This is a genomic window from Aeromonas sp. BIGb0405 (assembly GCF_024807335.1).
Taxonomy (GTDB): Bacteria; Pseudomonadota; Gammaproteobacteria; order Enterobacterales; family Aeromonadaceae; genus Aeromonas; species Aeromonas rivuli.
This window is the reverse complement of the sequence record NZ_JANUEP010000004.1, coordinates 100,210-118,702: the sequence shown is the minus strand read 5'-3', so window position 1 is coordinate 118,702 and position 18,493 is coordinate 100,210. Positions and strand designations below refer to the sequence as shown.

The window sequence follows — 18,493 nt, the reverse complement described above, 5'->3', positions numbered from 1 at the left end:
CGGGCTAACCCCCGGCCTTGTTTTTATGGGCGAGGGAGCCATGACGGAACAGCCTGAGTTGTCATTTGAAGAAACATTCGCCGCCGCCCGCGCCTACGCCATGCGCAGTCTGGGCAGGCGGGAGAGTGCCGAGTCCGAGCTGCTGATGCGCCTGCGCAAGCGGGGCTATGATGAGGCCGTGAGTCAGGCGGTGCTCGATTATTGCCGCGATCACCAGTGGGTATCCGATGAGCGTTATGGCGCCATGGCGGTGCGGGCCGGAGCGGCCAAGGGGCATGGTCCCACCAAGATCCGCTTCGATCTGCGCCGCAAGGGGCTCAGTGATACCGAGTTGGAGCTGGCGTTTGATCAACCCGAACTGGACTGGTTCGAGCTGGCCCTTGCCCTGTTGCAGCGCCGCACCGATGGTGCTGTTCTCAAGGAGTTCAAGGTGCGGATGAAGTGGCTCAAGTATCTTCTGGGGCGAGGTTTCAATCAGGATCAGGCCCGTTATGCTCTGGATACTCTGCTGGCCGAGAGCGAGGCGGACGACGACTGAATGGCAAGCATGATGGCTTGCTCAGGCCGGGAGTTGCGCTTTCCCTCGTCACGTTAAGTCAATCCCTTCTTGGTGTGAGGCTCATGCCTCTTGTTCCCTGCCGCCGTGCGCCCTTCCCTGATCTGCCGCCGGCCACCCCTGCTTCTCTCTCTTTGGCGTTGTGTCTTTGACGTTTTGGCCGTGACATCTTGGTTACGGCTTCCTGGCCAACCTTCTAGGCTATGGCGTCGTGACGCTGTCCGCTGGTGATCGTCATGGGCCTGTCTTGCCGCTTTTGGGGAGTCTGCGCTGCATGTTCGGGTTTCTCGTCAGCCTGGATCTGAGCCCAGCCCGCCGCTTTTTTAGGGCGTTATGCCTTGCATGTCGCCTGGGGTCTCTTTTCACCGGCTTTTTCGGGGCCAAGGGGCCTGTGGGTTTTACTTTGCCCCGTAGAAAACTTACATTAAGGCGATTAAAAGTCCGTATCTGAATCAAGCAGGATTTTCCATGTATATGTCCACATCAGAGATCCGCAACGCGTTTCTCGAGTACTTCCGCTCCCAGGGGCACCAGGTGGTGTCGTCCAGCTCACTGGTCCCGCACAACGATCCAACCTTGCTGTTCACCAATGCAGGGATGAATCAGTTCAAGGATGTCTTCCTCGGTGCCGACAAGCGCGCCTACAACCGGGCGACCAGCTCCCAGCGCTGTGTACGTGCGGGCGGCAAGCACAATGATCTGGAAAACGTGGGTTATACCGCGCGTCACCACACCTTCTTCGAGATGCTGGGTAACTTCAGTTTCGGCGATTACTTCAAGCAGGATGCTATCCGCTTCGCTTGGGAGTTCCTGACTGGCACCCTGAAGCTGCCCAAAGAGCGCCTGCTGGTCACCGTCTATGAGACCGATGACGAAGCTTTCGAGATCTGGGCCAAAGAGATTGGCGTGCCGACCGATCGCATCGTGCGCATCGGTGACAACAAGGGCGCAGCCTTTGCCTCCGATAACTTCTGGCAGATGGGTGATACGGGTCCTTGCGGTCCCTGCACCGAGATCTTCTACGACCATGGCGATCATATCTGGGGCGGCCCTCCCGGCTCACCGGAAGAAGATGGCGATCGCTTCATCGAGATCTGGAACGTGGTCTTCATGCAGTTCAACCGCCAGGTCGATGGCACCATGGAACCGCTGCCGCGTCCCTCCGTGGACACCGGCATGGGGCTGGAGCGTATCGCTGCCATCATGCAGGGCGTGCACTCCAACTATGAGATCGACATCTTCCAGGCACTGATCAAGAAGGCGGCCGAGATAGTGGGCACCGAGGATCTGAGCAATCAGTCCCTGCGCGTCATCGCCGATCACATCCGCTCCTGCGCCTTCCTGATTGGCGACGGTATCATGCCCTCCAACGAGGGGCGTGGCTATGTACTGCGCCGCATCATCCGTCGCGCCGTGCGCCATGGCCGCAAGCTGGGTGCCACCGATGTCTTCTTCTACAAGCTGGCCGCCGAGCTGGCCGTGCAGATGAAAGACGTGGCCACCGAGTTGAGCGCTCAGCTCTCCCTGGTCGAGCGGGTACTGCGCATCGAAGAGGAGCAGTTTGTCCGCACCCTGGACAGGGGCTTGTTGCTGCTCGAAGATGTGCTGGCCAACCTGGGGGATGCCAAAGTGATCCCGGGTGACGTGGTGTTCAAGCTGTATGACACCTATGGTTTCCCGGCGGATTTGACCGCCGATGTGGTGCGTGAGCGCGAGATCGGTATCGATGAAGAGGGTTTCCACACCGAGATGGCGAAGCAGCGTGCTCGCGCCAAAGAGGCCTCCAGCTTCGGTGTCAATTACAACGATGTGCTCAAGCTCGACTTCGAGACCCCCTTCACCGGTTACCAGGCCCTGACCGAGCAGACCCGTGTGCTGGCCATCTACAAAGATGGCGTCCAGGTGAGTGGCCTCATCGCGGGTGAAGAGGCGGTTGTGGTACTCGAGAAGACACCCTTCTACGCCGAGTCCGGCGGTCAGGTGGGCGATACCGGCATCATCAAGGTGGATGACGGTATCTTCGCGGTGACCGACACTCGCAAGGCGGGTAAAGCCATTATCCATACCGGCTATCTGGAGCTGGGTACCTTGGAAGAGGGTGCCGCCGTGGTGGCAGAAGTCGATGAAGAACGCCGTCAGGCCGTGGCGCTGAACCACTCGGTGACCCACTTGCTCCATGCGGCCCTGCGTCAGGCATTGGGGGATCATGTGACCCAGAAGGGATCCCTGGTCGGTGCCGAGCGGATGCGTTTTGACTTCTCCCACTTCGAAGGCTTGACCATGGCGACCATTCGTCGCATCGAGGAGCTGGTCAACGCCCAGATCCGCGCCAACCATGACATCGCTACCCAGGTGATGGATCTGGAGGCGGCCAAAGCCGCTGGTGCCATGGCACTGTTTGGCGAGAAATACGAAGATGACGTGCGGGTAGTGCGCATGGGCGATTACTCCACCGAGCTGTGTGGTGGTACCCATGCCAGGCGTACCGGCGACATCGGTTTCTTCAAGATCATCGCCGAGAGCGGCATAGCGGCGGGTATCCGCCGTATCGAAGCCGTGACCGGCAAGAGTGCCATCGATTTCATGCACCAGTTGGCCGAGCAGATTGAAGAAGCGGCTGCGCTGATCAAAGGCGATCAGTTCTCCCTGGGTAGCAAGGTGCGTCAACTGCTGGACAAGTCCAAGATGATGGAGCGCGAGCTGGAGCAGCTCAAGGCCAAGCTGGCAGCCCAGGCGGGCAGTGACCTGCTGAGCCAGGTCATCGAGATCAAGGGCCAGAAGGTGCTGGTAGCCGCACTGGATGACGTGGATCCCAAGTCCCTGCGCGGCATGCTGGACGAGCTGAAGAATCGGATGAAGTCCGGCGTCGTGCTGCTGGCCACCAGTGATGAAGGCAAGGTCAACCTGATCGCTGGCGTCACGTCGGATCTGACTGGCAAGGTCAAGGCGGGTGAGCTGGTCAATCTGGTTGCCCAGCAGGTCGGCGGCAAGGGGGGCGGTCGTCCTGACATGGCGCAGGCGGGCGGCACTCAACCGGAGGCCGTGCCGGCGGCACTGCAATCCGTTCACTCCTGGCTGGAAGAGCGCCTCTAATTAGGGCGAGGTGATCTGTGGCACTCTATGTACAGAAGTTCGGTGGCACCTCGGTTGGCACCCTGGAGCGGATCGAAGCGGTCGCTGAGCGGGTCGCTCATACCAGACTGCAGGGGCATGATGTGGTGGTGGTGGTCTCCGCCATGTCGGGGGAGACCAACCGTTTGCTGGGCATGGCCCAGCAGCTGGATCCTGACGCCAATCGGCGCGAGATGGATGTGCTGGTCTCCACCGGCGAGCAGGTCACCATTGCCCTGCTTGCCATCGCGCTGAACCGCCGTGGCTGCCAGACCGTCTCCATGACCGGGGATCAGGTGCGCATCCACACCGATTCGGCCTATGGCAAGGCCAGGATCACCCACATAGATACCGCATCGCTGCAAGGCGAGCTGGCCAGTGGCAAGGTGGTGGTGGTGGCAGGCTTCCAGGGTCGTGATGAGCACAATGCCATCACGACCCTGGGCCGGGGTGGTTCCGACACTACAGCGGTGGCGATTGCGGCGGCCCTCAAGGCCGATGAGTGTCATATCTTCACCGATGTGGACGGTGTCTATACCACGGATCCGCGCATCGAACCCAAGGCACGGCGCCTCTCGACCATCACCTTCGAGGAGATGCTGGAGATGGCGAGCCTGGGGGCCAAGGTGCTGCAGATCCGTTCGGTGGAGTTTGCAGGAAAGTACCGGGTACCATTACGGGTGCTGTCGAGCTTTATCGATGGCGAGGGAACCTTAATCACATATGGAGGTGAGAGGATGGAAGCTCCCCTGGTATCGGGCATTGCGTTCAACCGCAATGAGGCCAGTCTGACCATTTTGGGGGTGCCGGACAGGCCCACCGTTGCGGCTCAGATCCTCGGCCCTATCAGCGATGCCAATATCGACGTGGACATGATTGTTCAGAATACGTTGGGGGATGGCACTGCAGACTTTACCTTCACGGTGAATCGCGATGACTATCGCCGTGCCCGTGCTCTGCTTGAGCTGACGGCCAGCGAGCTTGGCGCCGCCTGTGTTCAGGGCAATGGTGAGATAGCCAAGGTCTCTATTGTCGGGGTGGGGATGTGGAATCATCCTGGCGTGGCCCGCACCATGTTCAAGGTATTGGGTGAGGAGGGGATCAACATGCAGTTGATTTCAACCTCAGAGATCAAGATTTCCGTGGTGATTGACGAGAAGTATCTGGAGCTGGCAGTACGCTCCCTGCATGGGGCCTTCGGGCTGGATCAGGAGCCGAGTGAACAGCCTCTGGGTAACAATCCCGGATTGATTTAGTTTCAACCATTTACCATATCGGTATCTTTGTAAGATAATGTCGATTATCGATACAAATACAAAACAGAATACAGGAGCAAGCGAATGCTTATTTTGACTCGTCGTGTAGGGGAAACCCTGATGATAGGTGATGAAGTGACAGTGACCGTACTGGGCGTGAAAGGCAACCAGGTCCGTATCGGCGTCAACGCACCGAAAGAAGTCTCTGTACACCGCGAAGAGATCTACATGCGGATACAGGCCGAGAAAGTACCGGGCCAACCCAACTTCTAAGCCGCTTTTCATAGCTGCATCAAGGCGACACCTCAGTGTCGCCTTTTGTTTTTCTGGAGGGCTCAACCTGCCCGTCAGGGGCGTAAACAGTGGGATAAGTATCGATTTTGTTTGAATATTCCGCTCTTTGACCAAATGCTGAGCGAACAGGCTTTTTTCTCCAAAAAAGTGTTTGACTAAAAATCCCTGTGAAGTATTATCAGCCCCGCAAACGGAGAGGTGGCCGAGAGGCTGAAGGCGCTCCCCTGCTAAGGGAGTATGCGGCTTATACCCGCATCGGGGGTTCGAATCCCCCCTTCTCCGCCATTTGCGCCCGTAGCTCAGCTGGATAGAGTACCTGGCTACGAACCAGGTGGTCGGAGGTTCGAATCCTCCCGGGCGCACCATATTAAGACTCAAGCAAGAGTCATGTGTTGACCATCAGCAAGTTGACACTTTAGAAAAGGCTTACTGATAAGTAAGCTTTTTTTATCGCTTTAAAAACAGGGCGCCCGTAGCTCAGCTGGATAGAGTACCTGGCTACGAACCAGGTGGTCGGAGGTTCGAATCCTCCCGGGCGCACCATTTAAAGCAACACCAAAAGTTTATGAGCGCCCGTAGCTCAGCTGGATAGAGTACCTGGCTACGAACCAGGTGGTCGGAGGTTCGAATCCTCCCGGGCGCACCATATTGAAAGCAGTACAAAAAGTTTGTGAGCGCCCGTAGCTCAGCTGGATAGAGTACCTGGCTACGAACCAGGTGGTCGGAGGTTCGAATCCTCCCGGGCGCACCATATTAAGAAGCAATGTCAAAAGTTGATGAGCGCCCGTAGCTCAGCTGGATAGAGTACCTGGCTACGAACCAGGTGGTCGGAGGTTCGAATCCTCCCGGGCGCACCATACAGACAGCCTCGACTCAGGTCGAGGCTGTTTTTTTATGGATCCTTTCAGGCCCACTCCAATCCCTGTCACTCCCGTGGCCCTCGCTTGTCGCATACCGGGAAGAGGGGCTGACAACCCTGCTGCCCGCCAGCCCATCCTTCATCGCAACCCCTATCAGCGAGCCTTGTGGCTTGTGGCGCTATCCAAGGGTGTACTCCCTTCCCAGAGCCCCGCGCAAGGCCATGGGCGGCGTTCTGCTGGCCCTGCCCCACTCTCCAGGCGTTCCCCCTTCTGGCATGGCTCAGCGACCCTTTGCGCCTTGAGCCGGCCGGGAATAGTGCCCAGGCCTGGGCTCTCTTCAGGCAAGGTGTGTGGCGGCGAGGGGAGGGGGGAAATCGGTGGCGGGTGGGCCAGGGCAAGCATTGTGCTGACGCGGGAGCCAGCCAGGGCGGATAAGCAAAGAGGGATGCCGTGGCATCCCTCTTTGGGTCAGATCGAGCCAAACGAGCTTCTACTCAGGTTTTGAGCCACTTGCGGATGCGGTTGGCATCTCCTATGGGAGTGCGCTTGCCAAAGGAGTTGAGCAGGACAATGGCCAGCTCCTTGTTGTCCGGTTTGGCACGCATCAGCAGGCAGCGGCCCGCTTCATTGGTAAAGCCGGTCTTGGAGAGACGCACATCCCAATCCTGGTTCTTGACCAGGGGGTTGGTGTTGTTGAAGTGCAGGCTGTATCCGGGCACCGCGAAGCGCATCTCCTGCTCGCTATCCTGGGTGAACTGGCGGATCAGCGGCTGGCGATAGGCGGCCGCGATCAGCTTGGCGAGATCCTGGGCGGTGGAGACATTGGCACTGGAGAGGCCGGTGGCATCATGGAAGCGGCTGTTGCGCATCCCCAACTGTTTGGCTTTGGTGTTCATGGCCCGCACGAAGGCGGCACGCCCTCCCGGGTAATGGCGAGACAGCGCCGAGGCCATGCGGTTTTCCGAAGACATCAGTGCCAGATGCAAGGCATCGCGACGACTGATCTTGGTGCCCATGCGCACCCGGGAATAGGTGTGCTTGATGGCATCGCGATCGTTGCTGTTGACGGTGAGGGTCTGGTTGAGATCCTGCCTGGCATCGAGTACCACCAGCGCCGTCATCAGTTTGGTGAGGGAGGCGATGGGGCGGCGACTGGTCGCGTTCTTCTGATAGAGCGTCTTGCCGCTGCCAACCTCCATCACCAGGGCGCTGCTCGACTGCAATTGCAGTTTGGCAGGATTGGGCGCGGCCATGACCAGGGCGGGCAGCAAGAGGCTGGCCAATGTACTCAACAACGTCAAGGTGCGCATCTGACCCCTCATACGACTACTCCATCCAACTCCAGAAAAAGGCGGTAGATTCACGCATTTTTGCTGCGGCTTTACAAGGTCGCTGGGGGCTATTTTATTAATAATCGTGATTAAAAAAGGCCATGTTGCCATGGCCTCTTGCTTCAGGGTTTGTTTTGCTCCGGCGTGGCCTTGCGCCGCACCAGCCAGCGCCAGATCAGCGCCACCAGACCGGCAGCGAGCAGCACCAGCGGCAGGTAGAGAATGATGCTGAGGAACTGAGTCTCATACTGGGCTGCCAGCTTGGTATGACTCAGGTAGTAGCCCAGACTCACCAGCGGGCTGACCCAGAGGATGGAACTGACCAGATTGACGACCAGGAAGCGTCCCTGGGGGATCTCGGTCGCACCGACTATGTAGGGATAGACGGTGCGCACGAAGGCGATATAGCGCGCGGTGATCAGGGTCAGGATGCCGTACTTGTTGAGCAGGTAGAACACCTTCTCCTTGTGCTTGTCGTCCATGTGGGACATCAAACGGTGATAGGTCTGGGTGTGCCCGAGGAAGCGGCCCTGCATGTAGCCGAGCCAGGTACCGACGAAGGTCGCGACGATCAACAGGGGCACCACCCAGGGGGAGATCACCTCCTGATAGATGAGTACCCCGGTCAGGATGAGCAAGCTGTCACCGGGCAGAAAGGCGGTAGGAATGAAGCCGTTCTCCAGCACCAGGAAAGTCAGCAGCACGCAGCACACCATGAAGGCCATCCTGGGATCTGACAGGGTGGCGAGATCCTGGGTCATGAAGGCGTGCGCCAACTGGGAAAACTGCTCCATCATAATACCTACTCCACGGCCTCGGCCGACTGCTTGGTTGAGGTTGCCAACACTTTATCGATACGCAGACCATCCATGTCGACAATCTCCAGTTGCCACTGATCCAGGGAGACCAGATCTCCGGTCTGAGGCACTCGTCCCAGCAGCAGCATGATGAGGCCGCCCAGGGTGTGATAGTGGTGATCCTCTTCTTCCGGCAGGCGGTTGATCCCCAGGCAATCCTTGAGCTCTGGCAGAGGAATGAGGCCGTCGAGCAGCAGGCTGCCGTCGGCGCGCTGAAAAATCCAGTTGTCCTGCGCTTCACCCTGCTGGAAGTCCCCCGCCAGCGCCTCGAGCAGATCCTGCTGGGTCACCAGCCCCTGCAACTCACCATATTCGTCCACCACCAGCACCATGTGCTCGGCGTGACCACGGAAATGGTTGAGCAGCTCCAGGCCATTGAGGGTCTCAGGCAACAGGCTGCCATCCTGGGTGAGGGCCGCCAGATCGATGGTTTCGCCGCGCACATAGGCATGGAGCACCTTGTTGACGTTGAGGATGCCAACCAGGTTGGAGAGGCTGCCGTCACACACTGGGAAGAAGCTGTGGCCATACTCCACCATTCGCATCAGGTTGACCTCGGTGGGCAGGGCCAGATCCAGATAGCGGATGTCGCTGCGGGGCACCATGATGGACTCGAGACGGCGCTCATCGAGGCGAAACACATTGCGTAGCATGGTGCGCTCATGGGCCTCGATGACCCCGGTCTCGGAGCCCTCCTCTAGCATGGCGTGGATCTCTTCCTGAGTGAGGTGACTGTTATTCTCCTGGCTGACCCGCAGCAGTCGCAGGCTGGCATGGGTCGAGGCGGAGAGCAGCCAGACGAAGGGGCGAGTCAGGGTCGCCAGCCACAGCATGGGGCGCGCCATCAGGCAGGCGATGCGTTCCGGGCTTATCTGGCCGAGTCGTTTGGGCACCAGCTCACCGATGACGATGGAGAGATAGGTGACGATGACCACCACCAGCACGGTGGCGAGCAGGCTGCTGCTGCTGGGGGCCAGGCCCCAGCCCTGCAGCCAGATGGCGAAGGGTTTGGCCAGCACGGATTCACCATAGATGCCGTTGAGCAGACCTATGCTGGTGATGCCAATCTGCACCGCAGAGAGGAAATGGGTAGGATCATCGGCCAGGCGCAGGGCGATGGCGGCAGAGTGGCTCCCCTCGGCGGCGAGCTTGGTGAGTCGCGCCTTGCGGGCCGTGACGATGGCGATTTCAGACATGGCGAAGAGGCCATTGAGCACAATCAATCCAATCAGGATCAACATTTCCATACGGTAAGCTAACTCCACATAATGAACACTGCGGCAGTGTAATGAATTTGGCGGGGATCCGCTTGTAAAAACGATGGCTGTGAGGCGCCCACAAAAAAGCCCCCTGCTGGCAGGGGGCTCAATATGGCGGTGCGAATGGTGAGGGCGCCGCTTACAGGGCGGCGATTTCCACCTGCTGGGCTTCCAGTTTGGTGAGCTGGAGACGGTAATCTTCCAGCTTCTCGCGCTCCTTGGCGATGACCGCATCCGGCGCCTTGGCCACGAAGGCCTCGTTGCCGAGCTTGCCTTCGATACGGCCGCACTCACCGACCAGACGGGCCACCTCTTTGGCCAGACGGGCCAGCTCGGCCTCCTTGTCGATGAGACCGGCCATGGGGATCATCAGCTCGGTGTTGCCAATCAGCTTCTTCACCGACAGCGGGGCGACATCATCCTCGCTCATCACGCGGATGGACTCCAGGCGGGCCAGGGACTTGAGGAAGGCCTCGTTGTCGGTGGCGCGCTGGCCATCCTTGCCATCGCACTTGAGCAGCACGTTCAAGGCAACGCTCGGCGCAACGTTCATCTCGGCGCGGATGTTGCGGATGCCGACGATGAACTCCTTCACCCACTCACTATCCGCCATGGCGGTTTCGTCTACCTTGGCGGCATCGAACTCCGGGAAGGCCTGCAGCATGATGGTGTCGGCGTGGACACCGGTCAGCGGCGCCACCGACTTCCAGATGGTCTCGGTGATGAACGGAATGATGGGGTGCGCCAGGCGCAGCAGGGTTTCCAGGACGTTGACGAGGGTGTGACGGGTGGCACGCTGCTCGGCCTCGGAACCCTTGCCCAGCACCGGCTTGGTCAGCTCCAGATACCAGTCGCAGAACTGGTTCCAGATAAACTCGTACAGGATGCCGGCGGCCATGTCGAAGCGGTAGGTATCCAGTGCGGTACGGAAGTCGCGGATGGCGACCTGCAGCTGGGACTGGATCCAGCGATCCGCCAGGCTGAACTGCATCTCGCCGCCAGCCAGACCGCAATCCTGCTGTTCGGTGTTCATCAGCACGTAGCGGGAGGCGTTCCACAGCTTGTTGCAGAAGTTGTTGTAGCCATCCAGGCGCTTCATGTCCCAGTTGATGTCACGACCGGTGGAGGCCAGCGCCGCCAGGGTGAAGCGCAGGGCGTCGGTGCCGTGGGCCTCGATCCCTTCCGGGAACTGCTTGGCGGTCCGCTTGCCGATCTTCTCGGCCATCTGCGGCTGCATCATGTTGCCGGTGCGCTTCTCCAGCAGATCCGGCAGCGAGATGCCGTCGATCATGTCGAGGGGATCCAGCACGTTGCCCTTGGACTTGGACATCTTCTGGCCCTCTTCATCCCGGATCAGACCGGTGATGTAGACGGTTTTGAAGGGAACCTGCGGGGTGCCGTCCTCGTTCTTGATGAAGTGCATGGTCATCATGATCATCCGGGCTATCCAGAAGAAGATGATGTCGAAGCCGCTCATCAGCACGTCGGTGGGGTGGAAGGTCTTGAGCGCCTCTGTGTTGTTCGGCCAGCCGAGGGTGGAGAAGGTCCACAGGGCGGAGCTGAACCAGGTGTCGAGCACGTCTTCGTCCTGACGCAGCACGGTCACGGACGGAATGTTGTGCTTGGCACGTACTTCCGCCTCGTCACGACCGACATAGACCTTGCCGGCCTCGTCATACCAGGCCGGGATGCGGTGACCCCACCACAGCTGACGGGAGACGCACCAGTCCTGGATGTCGCGCATCCAGGAGAAGTACATGTTCTCGTACTGCTTGGGCACGAACTGGATGCGGCCATCTTCCACCGCAGCGATGGCGTCTTTGGCCAACGGCGCGGTGCGCACATACCACTGGTCGGTCAGCATGGGCTCGATGGGCACGCCGCCGCGATCGCCATAGGGCTGTTGCAGCACGTGTTCCTTGGTTTCGCTCAGCAGACCCAGCTCGTCCAGCTTGGCCAGGATGGCCTTGCGGGCGGCGAAACGCTCAAGGCCGGCGAATTCGCTCGGCAGGGCGGCGTCATAGGCGGTGCTGGGGTTGCCGTTGCAATCGACCACTTCGGCCTCGGCGCGCACAAAGGCATCCAGGGTGAAGATGTTGATCATCGGCAGGTTGTGGCGCTTGCCGACTTCGTTATCGTTGAAGTCGTGGGCCGGGGTGATCTTCACGCAACCGGTGCCCTTCTCCATGTCGGCGTGCTCATCGGCGACGATGGGGATCAGACGGTTGGTCAGCGGCAGCAGGATGTGTTGGCCGATCAGCGCCTTGTAGCGCGGGTCTTCCGGGTTCACGGCAACGGCGGTATCACCCAGCATGGTTTCCGGGCGAGTGGTGGCGACGATCAGGTGATCCTGGCCATCGCTGGTTTTTGCACCGTTCGCCAGCGGGTAACGCAGGTGCCACATGTGGCCCTTGATCTCGCGGTTTTCCACTTCCAGATCGGAGATGGCGGTGTTGAGCTTGGGATCCCAGTTCACCAGGCGCTTGCCACGGTACATCAGACCATCTTCGTAGAGGCGCACGAACACTTCTTGTACGGCTTCGGAGAGACCCTCATCCATGGTGAAGCGCTCGCGCTCCCAATCCACGGAGTCGCCCAGGCGGCGCATCTGGCGGGAGATGGTGCCGCCGGACTCTTCCTTCCACTGCCAGATCTTGTCGATGAAGGCTTCACGGCCGTAATCGTGGCGGGTCTTACCCTCTTCGGCGGCGATCTTGCGCTCCACCACCATCTGGGTGGCGATGCCGGCGTGGTCACAACCCGCCTGCCACAGGGTGTTCTTGCCCTGCATGCGGTTGTAGCGGATCAGGGTGTCCATCAGGGTCTGCTGGAAGGCGTGGCCCATGTGCAGGCTGCCGGTGACGTTCGGCGGCGGGATCATGATACAGAAGGAGTCTTGGCTGGTGTCACCGTGGGGCTTGAAGTAACCCTGGGATTCCCAGTGCTGATAGAGCGCCTGTTCGATGGCATTGTGGTTAAAAGTCTTTTCCATGGTCTCGCCGTATGCTGATAGGTTCTGATGGATAAAAAAGGGGGCAGTCAGGGCTGCGCCGGATTGTGCGCTGCAAGTGCGGGCTGATCTCTCATCTCGAGTTGATGACCGGCCTGGCGGTACTCTTTGTAGCGCTCGCGGGCTTGCTGCTTCTGCGTGTCGTCAGTGGGGACAAAATCTACCACCTGAGGGAAGTTCCCTGCAAACAAAGGTGCCTCCCAGGCCAGATTGATGAGCCGGGCATAGCGTCGTTTGGGGGGCTGATGGCCTATTTCCACCGGGGCCTGACCCGCTTCACCTTGCAGCTGATGGGGCACGAAGCGATCGGTTGGTAGCTGCCAGAGCAGCTCGTCGAGCCGTTCGGCCTGGGCCTGGTTCGCACAGTGCAGATAGAGGTGACCGCTGCTCCAGCCCTCGGCTGCCAGCTCGCAGGCGAGCCGTTCGCAGGCGCTGACGCCAGCTTCATCCGGTTCGCTCATCAGGTAGAAGGTCACTTGGCTCATCAGGTTGGGTCCCGTGTGGCGGTGACTGCGCTTGGCGCAAGCCAGGCTGCGCGCCGCAGATCTCTTGGCGGGTGCGCATCGGCTGCGCATCCTGCCTGTTTTGTAATGAAACAAGGAAGAGGCGGGCCTCTTCCTTGTGAGTCAAGGGTAACAGGGGCCAACAAGTGGCCGCCAGGGGTTACTCTTTTTCTTCGATGTCCACCCCGGCCCGGTTGAGCAGGAACTGGGTGAGCAGGGGCACCGGACGACCGGTGGCGCCCTTGTCCTTACCGCTCTTCCAGGCGGTACCAGCTATATCCAGGTGAGCCCAGTTGTACTTCTTGGTGAAACGCGACAAGAAGGCGGCAGCGGTGATGGTACCGGCCGGACGGCCGCCGATGTTGGCCATGTCGGCGAACGGGCTCTCCAGCTGTTCCTGGTACTCGTCGAACATCGGCAGGCGCCAGGCGCGATCGCCGGCCTGCTCCGAGGCACCGAGCAGTTCATGGGCCAGCGGGTTGTGATTGGCCAGCAGACCCGAGGTGTGATGCCCCAGGGCGATGATGCAGGCACCGGTCAGGGTGGCGACATCGATCACAGTGTCTGGATCGAATCTGTCCACATAGGTCAGCGCATCGCACAATACCAGACGGCCCTCGGCATCGGTGTTGAGCACTTCGATGGTCTGGCCGGACATGGAGGTGAGGATGTCACCCGGGCGATAGGCATTGCCACCGGGCATGTTCTCGCAACCGGCGAGGACGCCGATGACGTTGATGGGCAGTTGCAACTCGGCCAGGGCATGCATGGTGCCGAGCACGGAGGCGGCGCCGCCCATGTCGTACTTCATCTCGTCCATGCCATCGGCCGGCTTGATGGAGATGCCGCCGGAGTCGAAGGTCAGCCCCTTGCCCACCAGCACTATGGGCTTGGCATCGGCGTTGCCCTTGTACTCGATGATGGCCATCATGGCTTCGTTTTCGGAGCCACGGGCCACCGCCAGGTAGGAGTTCATGCCAAGTTCGGCCATCTCCTGCTCGCCCACGACTTTGGTGGTGATGTTGTCATAGGCATCGGCGAGGCGACGGGCCTGGGAGGCGAGGTAGGCCGGATTGCAGACGTTGGGCGGCATGTTGGCCACATCGCGGCAGACCCGCACCCCTTTCGAGACGGCCAGACCGTGGGAGATAGCTTTCTCGCCTATGGTCAGTTCCCGACGCGTCGGCACGTTGAACACCAGCTTGCGCAGGGGGCGACGTGGCTCGGCTTTATTGGTCTTGAACTGATCGAAGCTGTAGAGGCCGGCCTTGGTGCTTTCCACCGCCTGGCGGACTTTCCAATAGGTGTCACGACCCTTGACGTGCAGCTCGGTCAGGAAGCAGACGGCTTCCATGGATCCGGTTTCGTTGAGGGTGGTGATGGTCTTGTTGATGATCTGTTTGTACTGGCGTTCATCGAGCTCCCGCTCCTTGCCACAGCCCACCAGCAGGACGCGCTCGCTCAGCACGCCCGGTACTTGATGCAGCAGCAGCATCTGGCCTGGCTTCCCTTCCAGGTCACCACGGCGCAGCAGCGAGCTCAGGTAGCCATCGCTGATCTTGTCCAGTTGTTCGGCCACCGGAGAGAGGCGGCGGGGCTCAAATACACCCACCACGACGCAGGCGCTGCGTTGCTTCTCAGGACTGCCACTCTTTACACTGAACTCCATGGAATCTCCTACATCCTAAAGACAAAAGGCACCTTTTATTGAATAATGCAGTGCTTGTTGGGTATCAGAGGCGGAGCGAACAGCCACAGGCTCCGCAGTTCAAACTGGTAAAAATCCAATATAGGGCCCTATTTTTCAGGCATTCGACTAAAAACACAAGTTTACTTGGGAATGACTGTGATCGTTTTCCGATATTTGTTCAGGGAAACCCTGAAAACCCAGCTGGCAGTATTGTTCGTGCTGCTGCTTATCTTTGTCAGCCAGCAATTTATCAAGATCATTGGCGATGCCGCCGATGGCGAGGTACCGACGCGCCTCATATCGACGTTGATGCTGCTCAACCTCCCCAATATGGCGCTGTTGATGCTGCCAATCAGTCTGTTTTTGGCCATCTTGTTTGCTCACGGCCGTCTCTATGCCGAAAGTGAGATGACGGTGATGCATGCGGTGGGGGTCAGCCCGCGCCGCGTCATGGTGACCACCATGATATTGGCTCTGCTGACCGCCCTGGTGGCGGGTTTCAACACCGGCTGGGTCGCGCCTCTCGCCAAGGAGCGCGAGTATCAGGTCATCGATGAATTCAAAGCCGATCCCGGTATCTCCTTCCTGCAGGCGGGGCGCTTCATGGAGCTCGATGGCGGCAAGTTGGTGGCCTATATCCAGGATCTCAATGACAAGGGCTCCGTGTTGCATAATATCTTCGTGTTGCAGCGGGCCCAGGGCACGACCCCCCCTTCGATAGTGATAGCGACGGAAGGGCAGGTGACGGTGGATGAGAATGGCCTGCAATGGCTGACTTTGAAGGATGGTTCCCGCTACGAGGGCAACTTCAATGGCAAACAGTTCCAGAACTCAGATTTTCGCGAGTACAGCCTGGTCATCCGTCAGCAGGAGGCCGAGCACTCCAACCGTAAATCGGCAGCCAAGCCAACCATGGAACTGTTCGGCACCCAGGATAACCAGCTGATGGCCGAGTTGCAGTGGCGTATTTCGTTGCCGCTATCCATCCCTGTGCTGACCTTCCTGGTGGTGCCCCTGGCCCGGGTCAATCCGCGCCAGGGTCGCTACGCCAAGTTGCTGCCAGCCATCTTGCTCTATCTATCCTACTTCCTGTTGCTGTCGGCGGCCCGCTCGGCCATCGACAGTGGTCGTCTCCCCCACTGGCCCGGCATGTTCTGGGTACCGATAGCCTATTTGCTGTTGATCGGGGTGCCGCTCAACTTGCAGGGCACCGCCTGGTGGAATGGGGTCAAAGGGCGACTCTTCAGCAGGGGGTCGGCGTGATGCGGTTACATAGGGATTTCCACTGATGTTTGGCGCGCTCGTTAGGCATGCCCATGGGGTCGCTTTTATGTCGAACCTCTTCTGTGCTCGATATTCCAGGCGAAAAAGCATGATGCTGCAATATAGGAACCTCTGCTGATGTTTGGCATTCTCGATAGATATATCGGTCGGGTCATTTTCATGTCGATCCTGCTGTGTGAGGTGACCCTGGTCGGCCTCTCTGCGCTCATCAAGTATGTGGAGCAGCTCAAGTCGGTCGGCGACGGCAACTATGACATGGTCAATGCCTTCTACTTCGTGATGCTCTCCATGCCCAAGGAGGCGGTACTCTTCTTCCCGCTGGCGGCGCTGCTGGGGGGCTTGATTGGTCTGGGTCAGCTGGCGAGCAGCTCCGAGTTGGTGGTGATGCAGGCCGCCGGTCGCTCCAAGCTCAGCATAGTGATTGCGGCGCTCAAGACGGCGATCCCACTGATGCTGGTGTTCAGTCTGGTGGGTGAATATGTGGCTCCCATCGCCAAGCGCACCGCCGATGACATCAAGGCCGGTGCCATGTCCGAGGGGCGGCTGACCGTATCAGCCTCTGGGGTCTGGGCGCGGGATGGCAATAACTTCGTCAGTATCAACGGAGTGCGCAACGATGGTGCCCTGACCGGCATCACCCTCTATCGCTTTACCCCGGATCGCAAGTTGATCGATGTGGTGCAGGCGCAGGAGGGGATGTTCGAGCAGCATCACTGGCTGCTGAAGTCTGTCCATGCGACCCGCTTCGACGATCCGACCCGGATCATCAGTGAGGTGCACCCCCAGATGACCTGGACGTCAGATCTGACCCCCAAGCAGCTCGGTGTGGTCAGCATCGATCCAGAGAACCTCTCCATCTCCGGTTTGCGGGACTATGTCGGTTATCTGGATGCCAACAAGCAGGATGCGGGGCGCTACAAACTGGAGCTGTGGCGCAAGCTGCTGGCCCCCCTGTCAGTGGTCTCCATGATACTGCTCGCCTCCTCCTTCATATTTGGGCCCTTGCGCTCGGTGAGCATGGGGGCGCGGATGTTGATGGGGATCATGACCGGCTTCGTGGTCTATGTGAGCGATCGGGTGTTTGGCCCGATCAGCCTGGTCTATGCGGTGCCGCCCATCATAGCGGCAGTGGCGCCCAGTCTGCTGTTTGGCGGCATCTCCCTTTATATACTGAACCGCAGGCGCTAAGCGTCATCAGGCAAGCACCGCTGGAAACAAGAAAGGGCACCTGGGTGCCCTTTCTTCATCTGACCATTCCTATTTATTAAGCATGTTCAGGTTCTCTTGCTTGCTCAGCACTATCACTTCGCACTCTGCCCAGATGTCCTGGAATGCCTTGGGGCGATGGCGGTCAAACAGACACATCAGATTGCCCAGGCCAAAGGCGGCAGTGGCCAGCCGAATGATGGCCTGGGTGATGCGGATATTGCTGCCGTCCACATTCTGGATGCGCAACCGCCAGGCGCGCATGCCGATGGTCTGACCGGCCCGGGTCCAGAACCAGACATAGAAGCCACAGATCACCAGCGCCAGCCAGGCACTGTAGAGGGGGCTGGTGAGCAGCCAGCTGGCATCCTTGCCTTCGGGAAGGGTCGCCAGACCGGTCGCGAGCAGCAGTTGGGCGACCCCCATGCCGAGAAAGCCGGCGATCACCAGCAGCGAGATGACCACCAGGTAGTCATAGAGCAGGGCGCCGAGGCGGCGCAACAACCCGGCGGAAGGGTGCGTATGCACAGGGGGCGTTGCCTGGGGGGGGTGGACTGTCTTGCGCTTGGCCATGGGGGACGTTTCCATTAAAAAGTTGAGGGCATTCTAAGTAACTGGGCGATCAACGGCAAGGCGTTGAATAAATGAGCAAACGAGAAGGGGGATACGAAAAACCCCTTGCATGCCGAAGCGCCATTCGTATAATCCCTCGCAGTTGCCCGGGTGGCGAAATCGGTAGACGCAGCGGATTCAAAATCCGCCGTTGCAAGACGTGTCGGTTCGAGTCCGACCCCGGGCACCATTTAGAATTCAATGACTTAAGGCCACCCAAGCGGGTGGCCTTAAGTTTTTCTAGCTCCCCAAAATGGCCATGTGTCCATATCGTGTCCACCGAGGTTTAGATGATCGGTGTTTTAGTGTGTCCACATCGATAGCCACTCCGGCAAGTGTGACCGGACACAAACAGCAAAAAACCTCTTTTCCGTGGCGCACTCGCCGCAGCGCCCGCCCCGCTCAGTACCATTTCAAAACTTCAGTTTTCATAATCCTGCAATCTAACCATAACCAACTGAAATAAAAGAGATTTAGCAAAGAAGGTCGCGCACAACGAGATCCCCCGAGATCGTCCCAATCCCCACGGAAAATACGCACACCCCAGAGAAATCAACAGCTTGCATTTTCAGACCTACTTAAATCCGGGGGTGAAAACTTCAAAACAGTGAAAAAAAGATCCTTCTGTGCAGATCCTCAACGCCCTGCGGATCCTTGATGTGGC

13 protein-coding genes and 7 tRNA genes are annotated in these 18,493 nt (G+C 59.2%); 13 read left to right on the top strand and 7 right to left on the bottom strand.

Going from position 1 to position 18,493, the window contains the following annotated elements:
- Positions 1 to 40 precede the first annotated feature (40 nt).
- From M2366_RS11735 to M2366_RS11690, 10 genes are all read left to right on the top strand, one after another.
- On the top strand, positions 41 to 538 hold the full coding sequence (locus M2366_RS11735) for a regulatory protein RecX (RefSeq protein ID WP_404972798.1): 498 nt from the start codon (positions 41 to 43) through the stop codon (positions 536 to 538).
- A 486-nt stretch (positions 539 to 1,024) separates the two neighbouring features.
- Entirely contained in the window at positions 1,025 to 3,649 is a 2,625-nt protein-coding gene (gene alaS, locus M2366_RS11730; RefSeq protein WP_259269817.1) for an alanine--tRNA ligase, read from the top strand.
- 17 nt (positions 3,650 to 3,666) lie between these two features.
- Positions 3,667 to 4,923 (top strand): aspartate kinase, encoded by a 1,257-nt coding sequence (locus M2366_RS11725; RefSeq protein ID WP_042041641.1) that lies wholly within the window; start codon positions 3,667 to 3,669, stop codon positions 4,921 to 4,923.
- An 84-nt stretch (positions 4,924 to 5,007) separates the two neighbouring features.
- The gene (gene csrA, locus M2366_RS11720; protein ID WP_005315760.1) at positions 5,008 to 5,196 is read left to right on the top strand and encodes a carbon storage regulator CsrA; all 189 of its coding nucleotides are present in this window, start codon (positions 5,008 to 5,010) and stop codon (positions 5,194 to 5,196) included.
- A gap of 213 nt (positions 5,197 to 5,409) precedes the next feature.
- Positions 5,410 to 5,502: transfer RNA gene (locus tag M2366_RS11715), tRNA-Ser, on the top strand.
- A 3-nt stretch (positions 5,503 to 5,505) separates the two neighbouring features.
- A tRNA-Arg gene (locus M2366_RS11710) sits at positions 5,506 to 5,582 on the top strand.
- Between the two features lie 101 nt (positions 5,583 to 5,683).
- Positions 5,684 to 5,760, top strand: a tRNA-Arg gene (locus tag M2366_RS11705).
- Positions 5,761 to 5,786: 26 nt separating this feature from the next.
- Positions 5,787 to 5,863, top strand: a tRNA-Arg gene (locus M2366_RS11700).
- A 28-nt stretch (positions 5,864 to 5,891) separates the two neighbouring features.
- Positions 5,892 to 5,968 (top strand) — tRNA-Arg (locus M2366_RS11695).
- Between the two features lie 29 nt (positions 5,969 to 5,997).
- A tRNA-Arg gene (locus M2366_RS11690) sits at positions 5,998 to 6,074 on the top strand.
- A 497-nt stretch (positions 6,075 to 6,571) separates the two neighbouring features.
- Here the strand turns inward: M2366_RS11690 and pbpG are convergent.
- From pbpG to pepA, 6 genes are all read right to left on the bottom strand, one after another.
- Positions 6,572 to 7,387 carry a D-alanyl-D-alanine endopeptidase gene (gene pbpG / locus M2366_RS11685; RefSeq protein WP_370736606.1) on the bottom strand — a complete coding sequence of 272 codons (816 nt, stop codon included), beginning with the start codon at positions 7,385 to 7,387 and terminating at the stop codon, positions 6,572 to 6,574.
- A 143-nt stretch (positions 7,388 to 7,530) separates the two neighbouring features.
- Positions 7,531 to 8,202, bottom strand: coding sequence for a DedA family protein (locus tag M2366_RS11680; RefSeq protein WP_042041933.1), 672 nt, complete (start codon positions 8,200 to 8,202; stop codon positions 7,531 to 7,533).
- Between the two features lie 8 nt (positions 8,203 to 8,210).
- A complete protein-coding gene (locus M2366_RS11675; protein WP_259269816.1) occupies positions 8,211 to 9,512 on the bottom strand; it encodes a hemolysin family protein in 1,302 nt (433 codons plus the stop codon).
- Positions 9,513 to 9,663: 151 nt separating this feature from the next.
- Positions 9,664 to 12,516 carry a valine--tRNA ligase gene (locus tag M2366_RS11670; RefSeq protein WP_259269815.1) on the bottom strand — a complete coding sequence of 951 codons (2,853 nt, stop codon included), beginning with the start codon at positions 12,514 to 12,516 and terminating at the stop codon, positions 9,664 to 9,666.
- A 47-nt stretch (positions 12,517 to 12,563) separates the two neighbouring features.
- Positions 12,564 to 13,019, bottom strand: a complete 456-nt coding sequence (locus M2366_RS11665) for a DNA polymerase III subunit chi (protein WP_259269814.1) — start codon at positions 13,017 to 13,019, stop codon at positions 12,564 to 12,566.
- 178 nt (positions 13,020 to 13,197) lie between these two features.
- Positions 13,198 to 14,706: a leucyl aminopeptidase gene (pepA, locus tag M2366_RS11660; RefSeq protein WP_042041634.1), complete on the bottom strand. Its 1,509-nt coding sequence runs from the start codon at positions 14,704 to 14,706 to the stop codon at positions 13,198 to 13,200.
- Between the two features lie 171 nt (positions 14,707 to 14,877).
- On the opposite strand from pepA, the gene lptF reads away from it, so the two are divergent.
- Complete coding sequence (lptF, locus tag M2366_RS11655) at positions 14,878 to 15,990, top strand: LPS export ABC transporter permease LptF (protein WP_042041633.1); 1,113 nt, start codon at positions 14,878 to 14,880, stop codon at positions 15,988 to 15,990.
- Positions 15,991 to 16,128: 138 nt separating this feature from the next.
- Complete coding sequence (gene lptG, locus M2366_RS11650) at positions 16,129 to 17,199, top strand: LPS export ABC transporter permease LptG (RefSeq protein ID WP_224432016.1); 1,071 nt, start codon at positions 16,129 to 16,131, stop codon at positions 17,197 to 17,199.
- A gap of 69 nt (positions 17,200 to 17,268) precedes the next feature.
- Here the strand turns inward: lptG and M2366_RS11645 are convergent, their stop codons facing one another.
- Entirely contained in the window at positions 17,269 to 17,790 is a 522-nt protein-coding gene (locus M2366_RS11645; RefSeq protein ID WP_224432017.1) for an RDD family protein, read from the bottom strand.
- Positions 17,791 to 17,934: 144 nt separating this feature from the next.
- Between M2366_RS11645 and M2366_RS11640 the strand changes: the two genes are divergently transcribed.
- Positions 17,935 to 18,019: transfer RNA gene (locus tag M2366_RS11640), tRNA-Leu, on the top strand.
- Positions 18,020 to 18,493 lie beyond the last annotated feature (474 nt).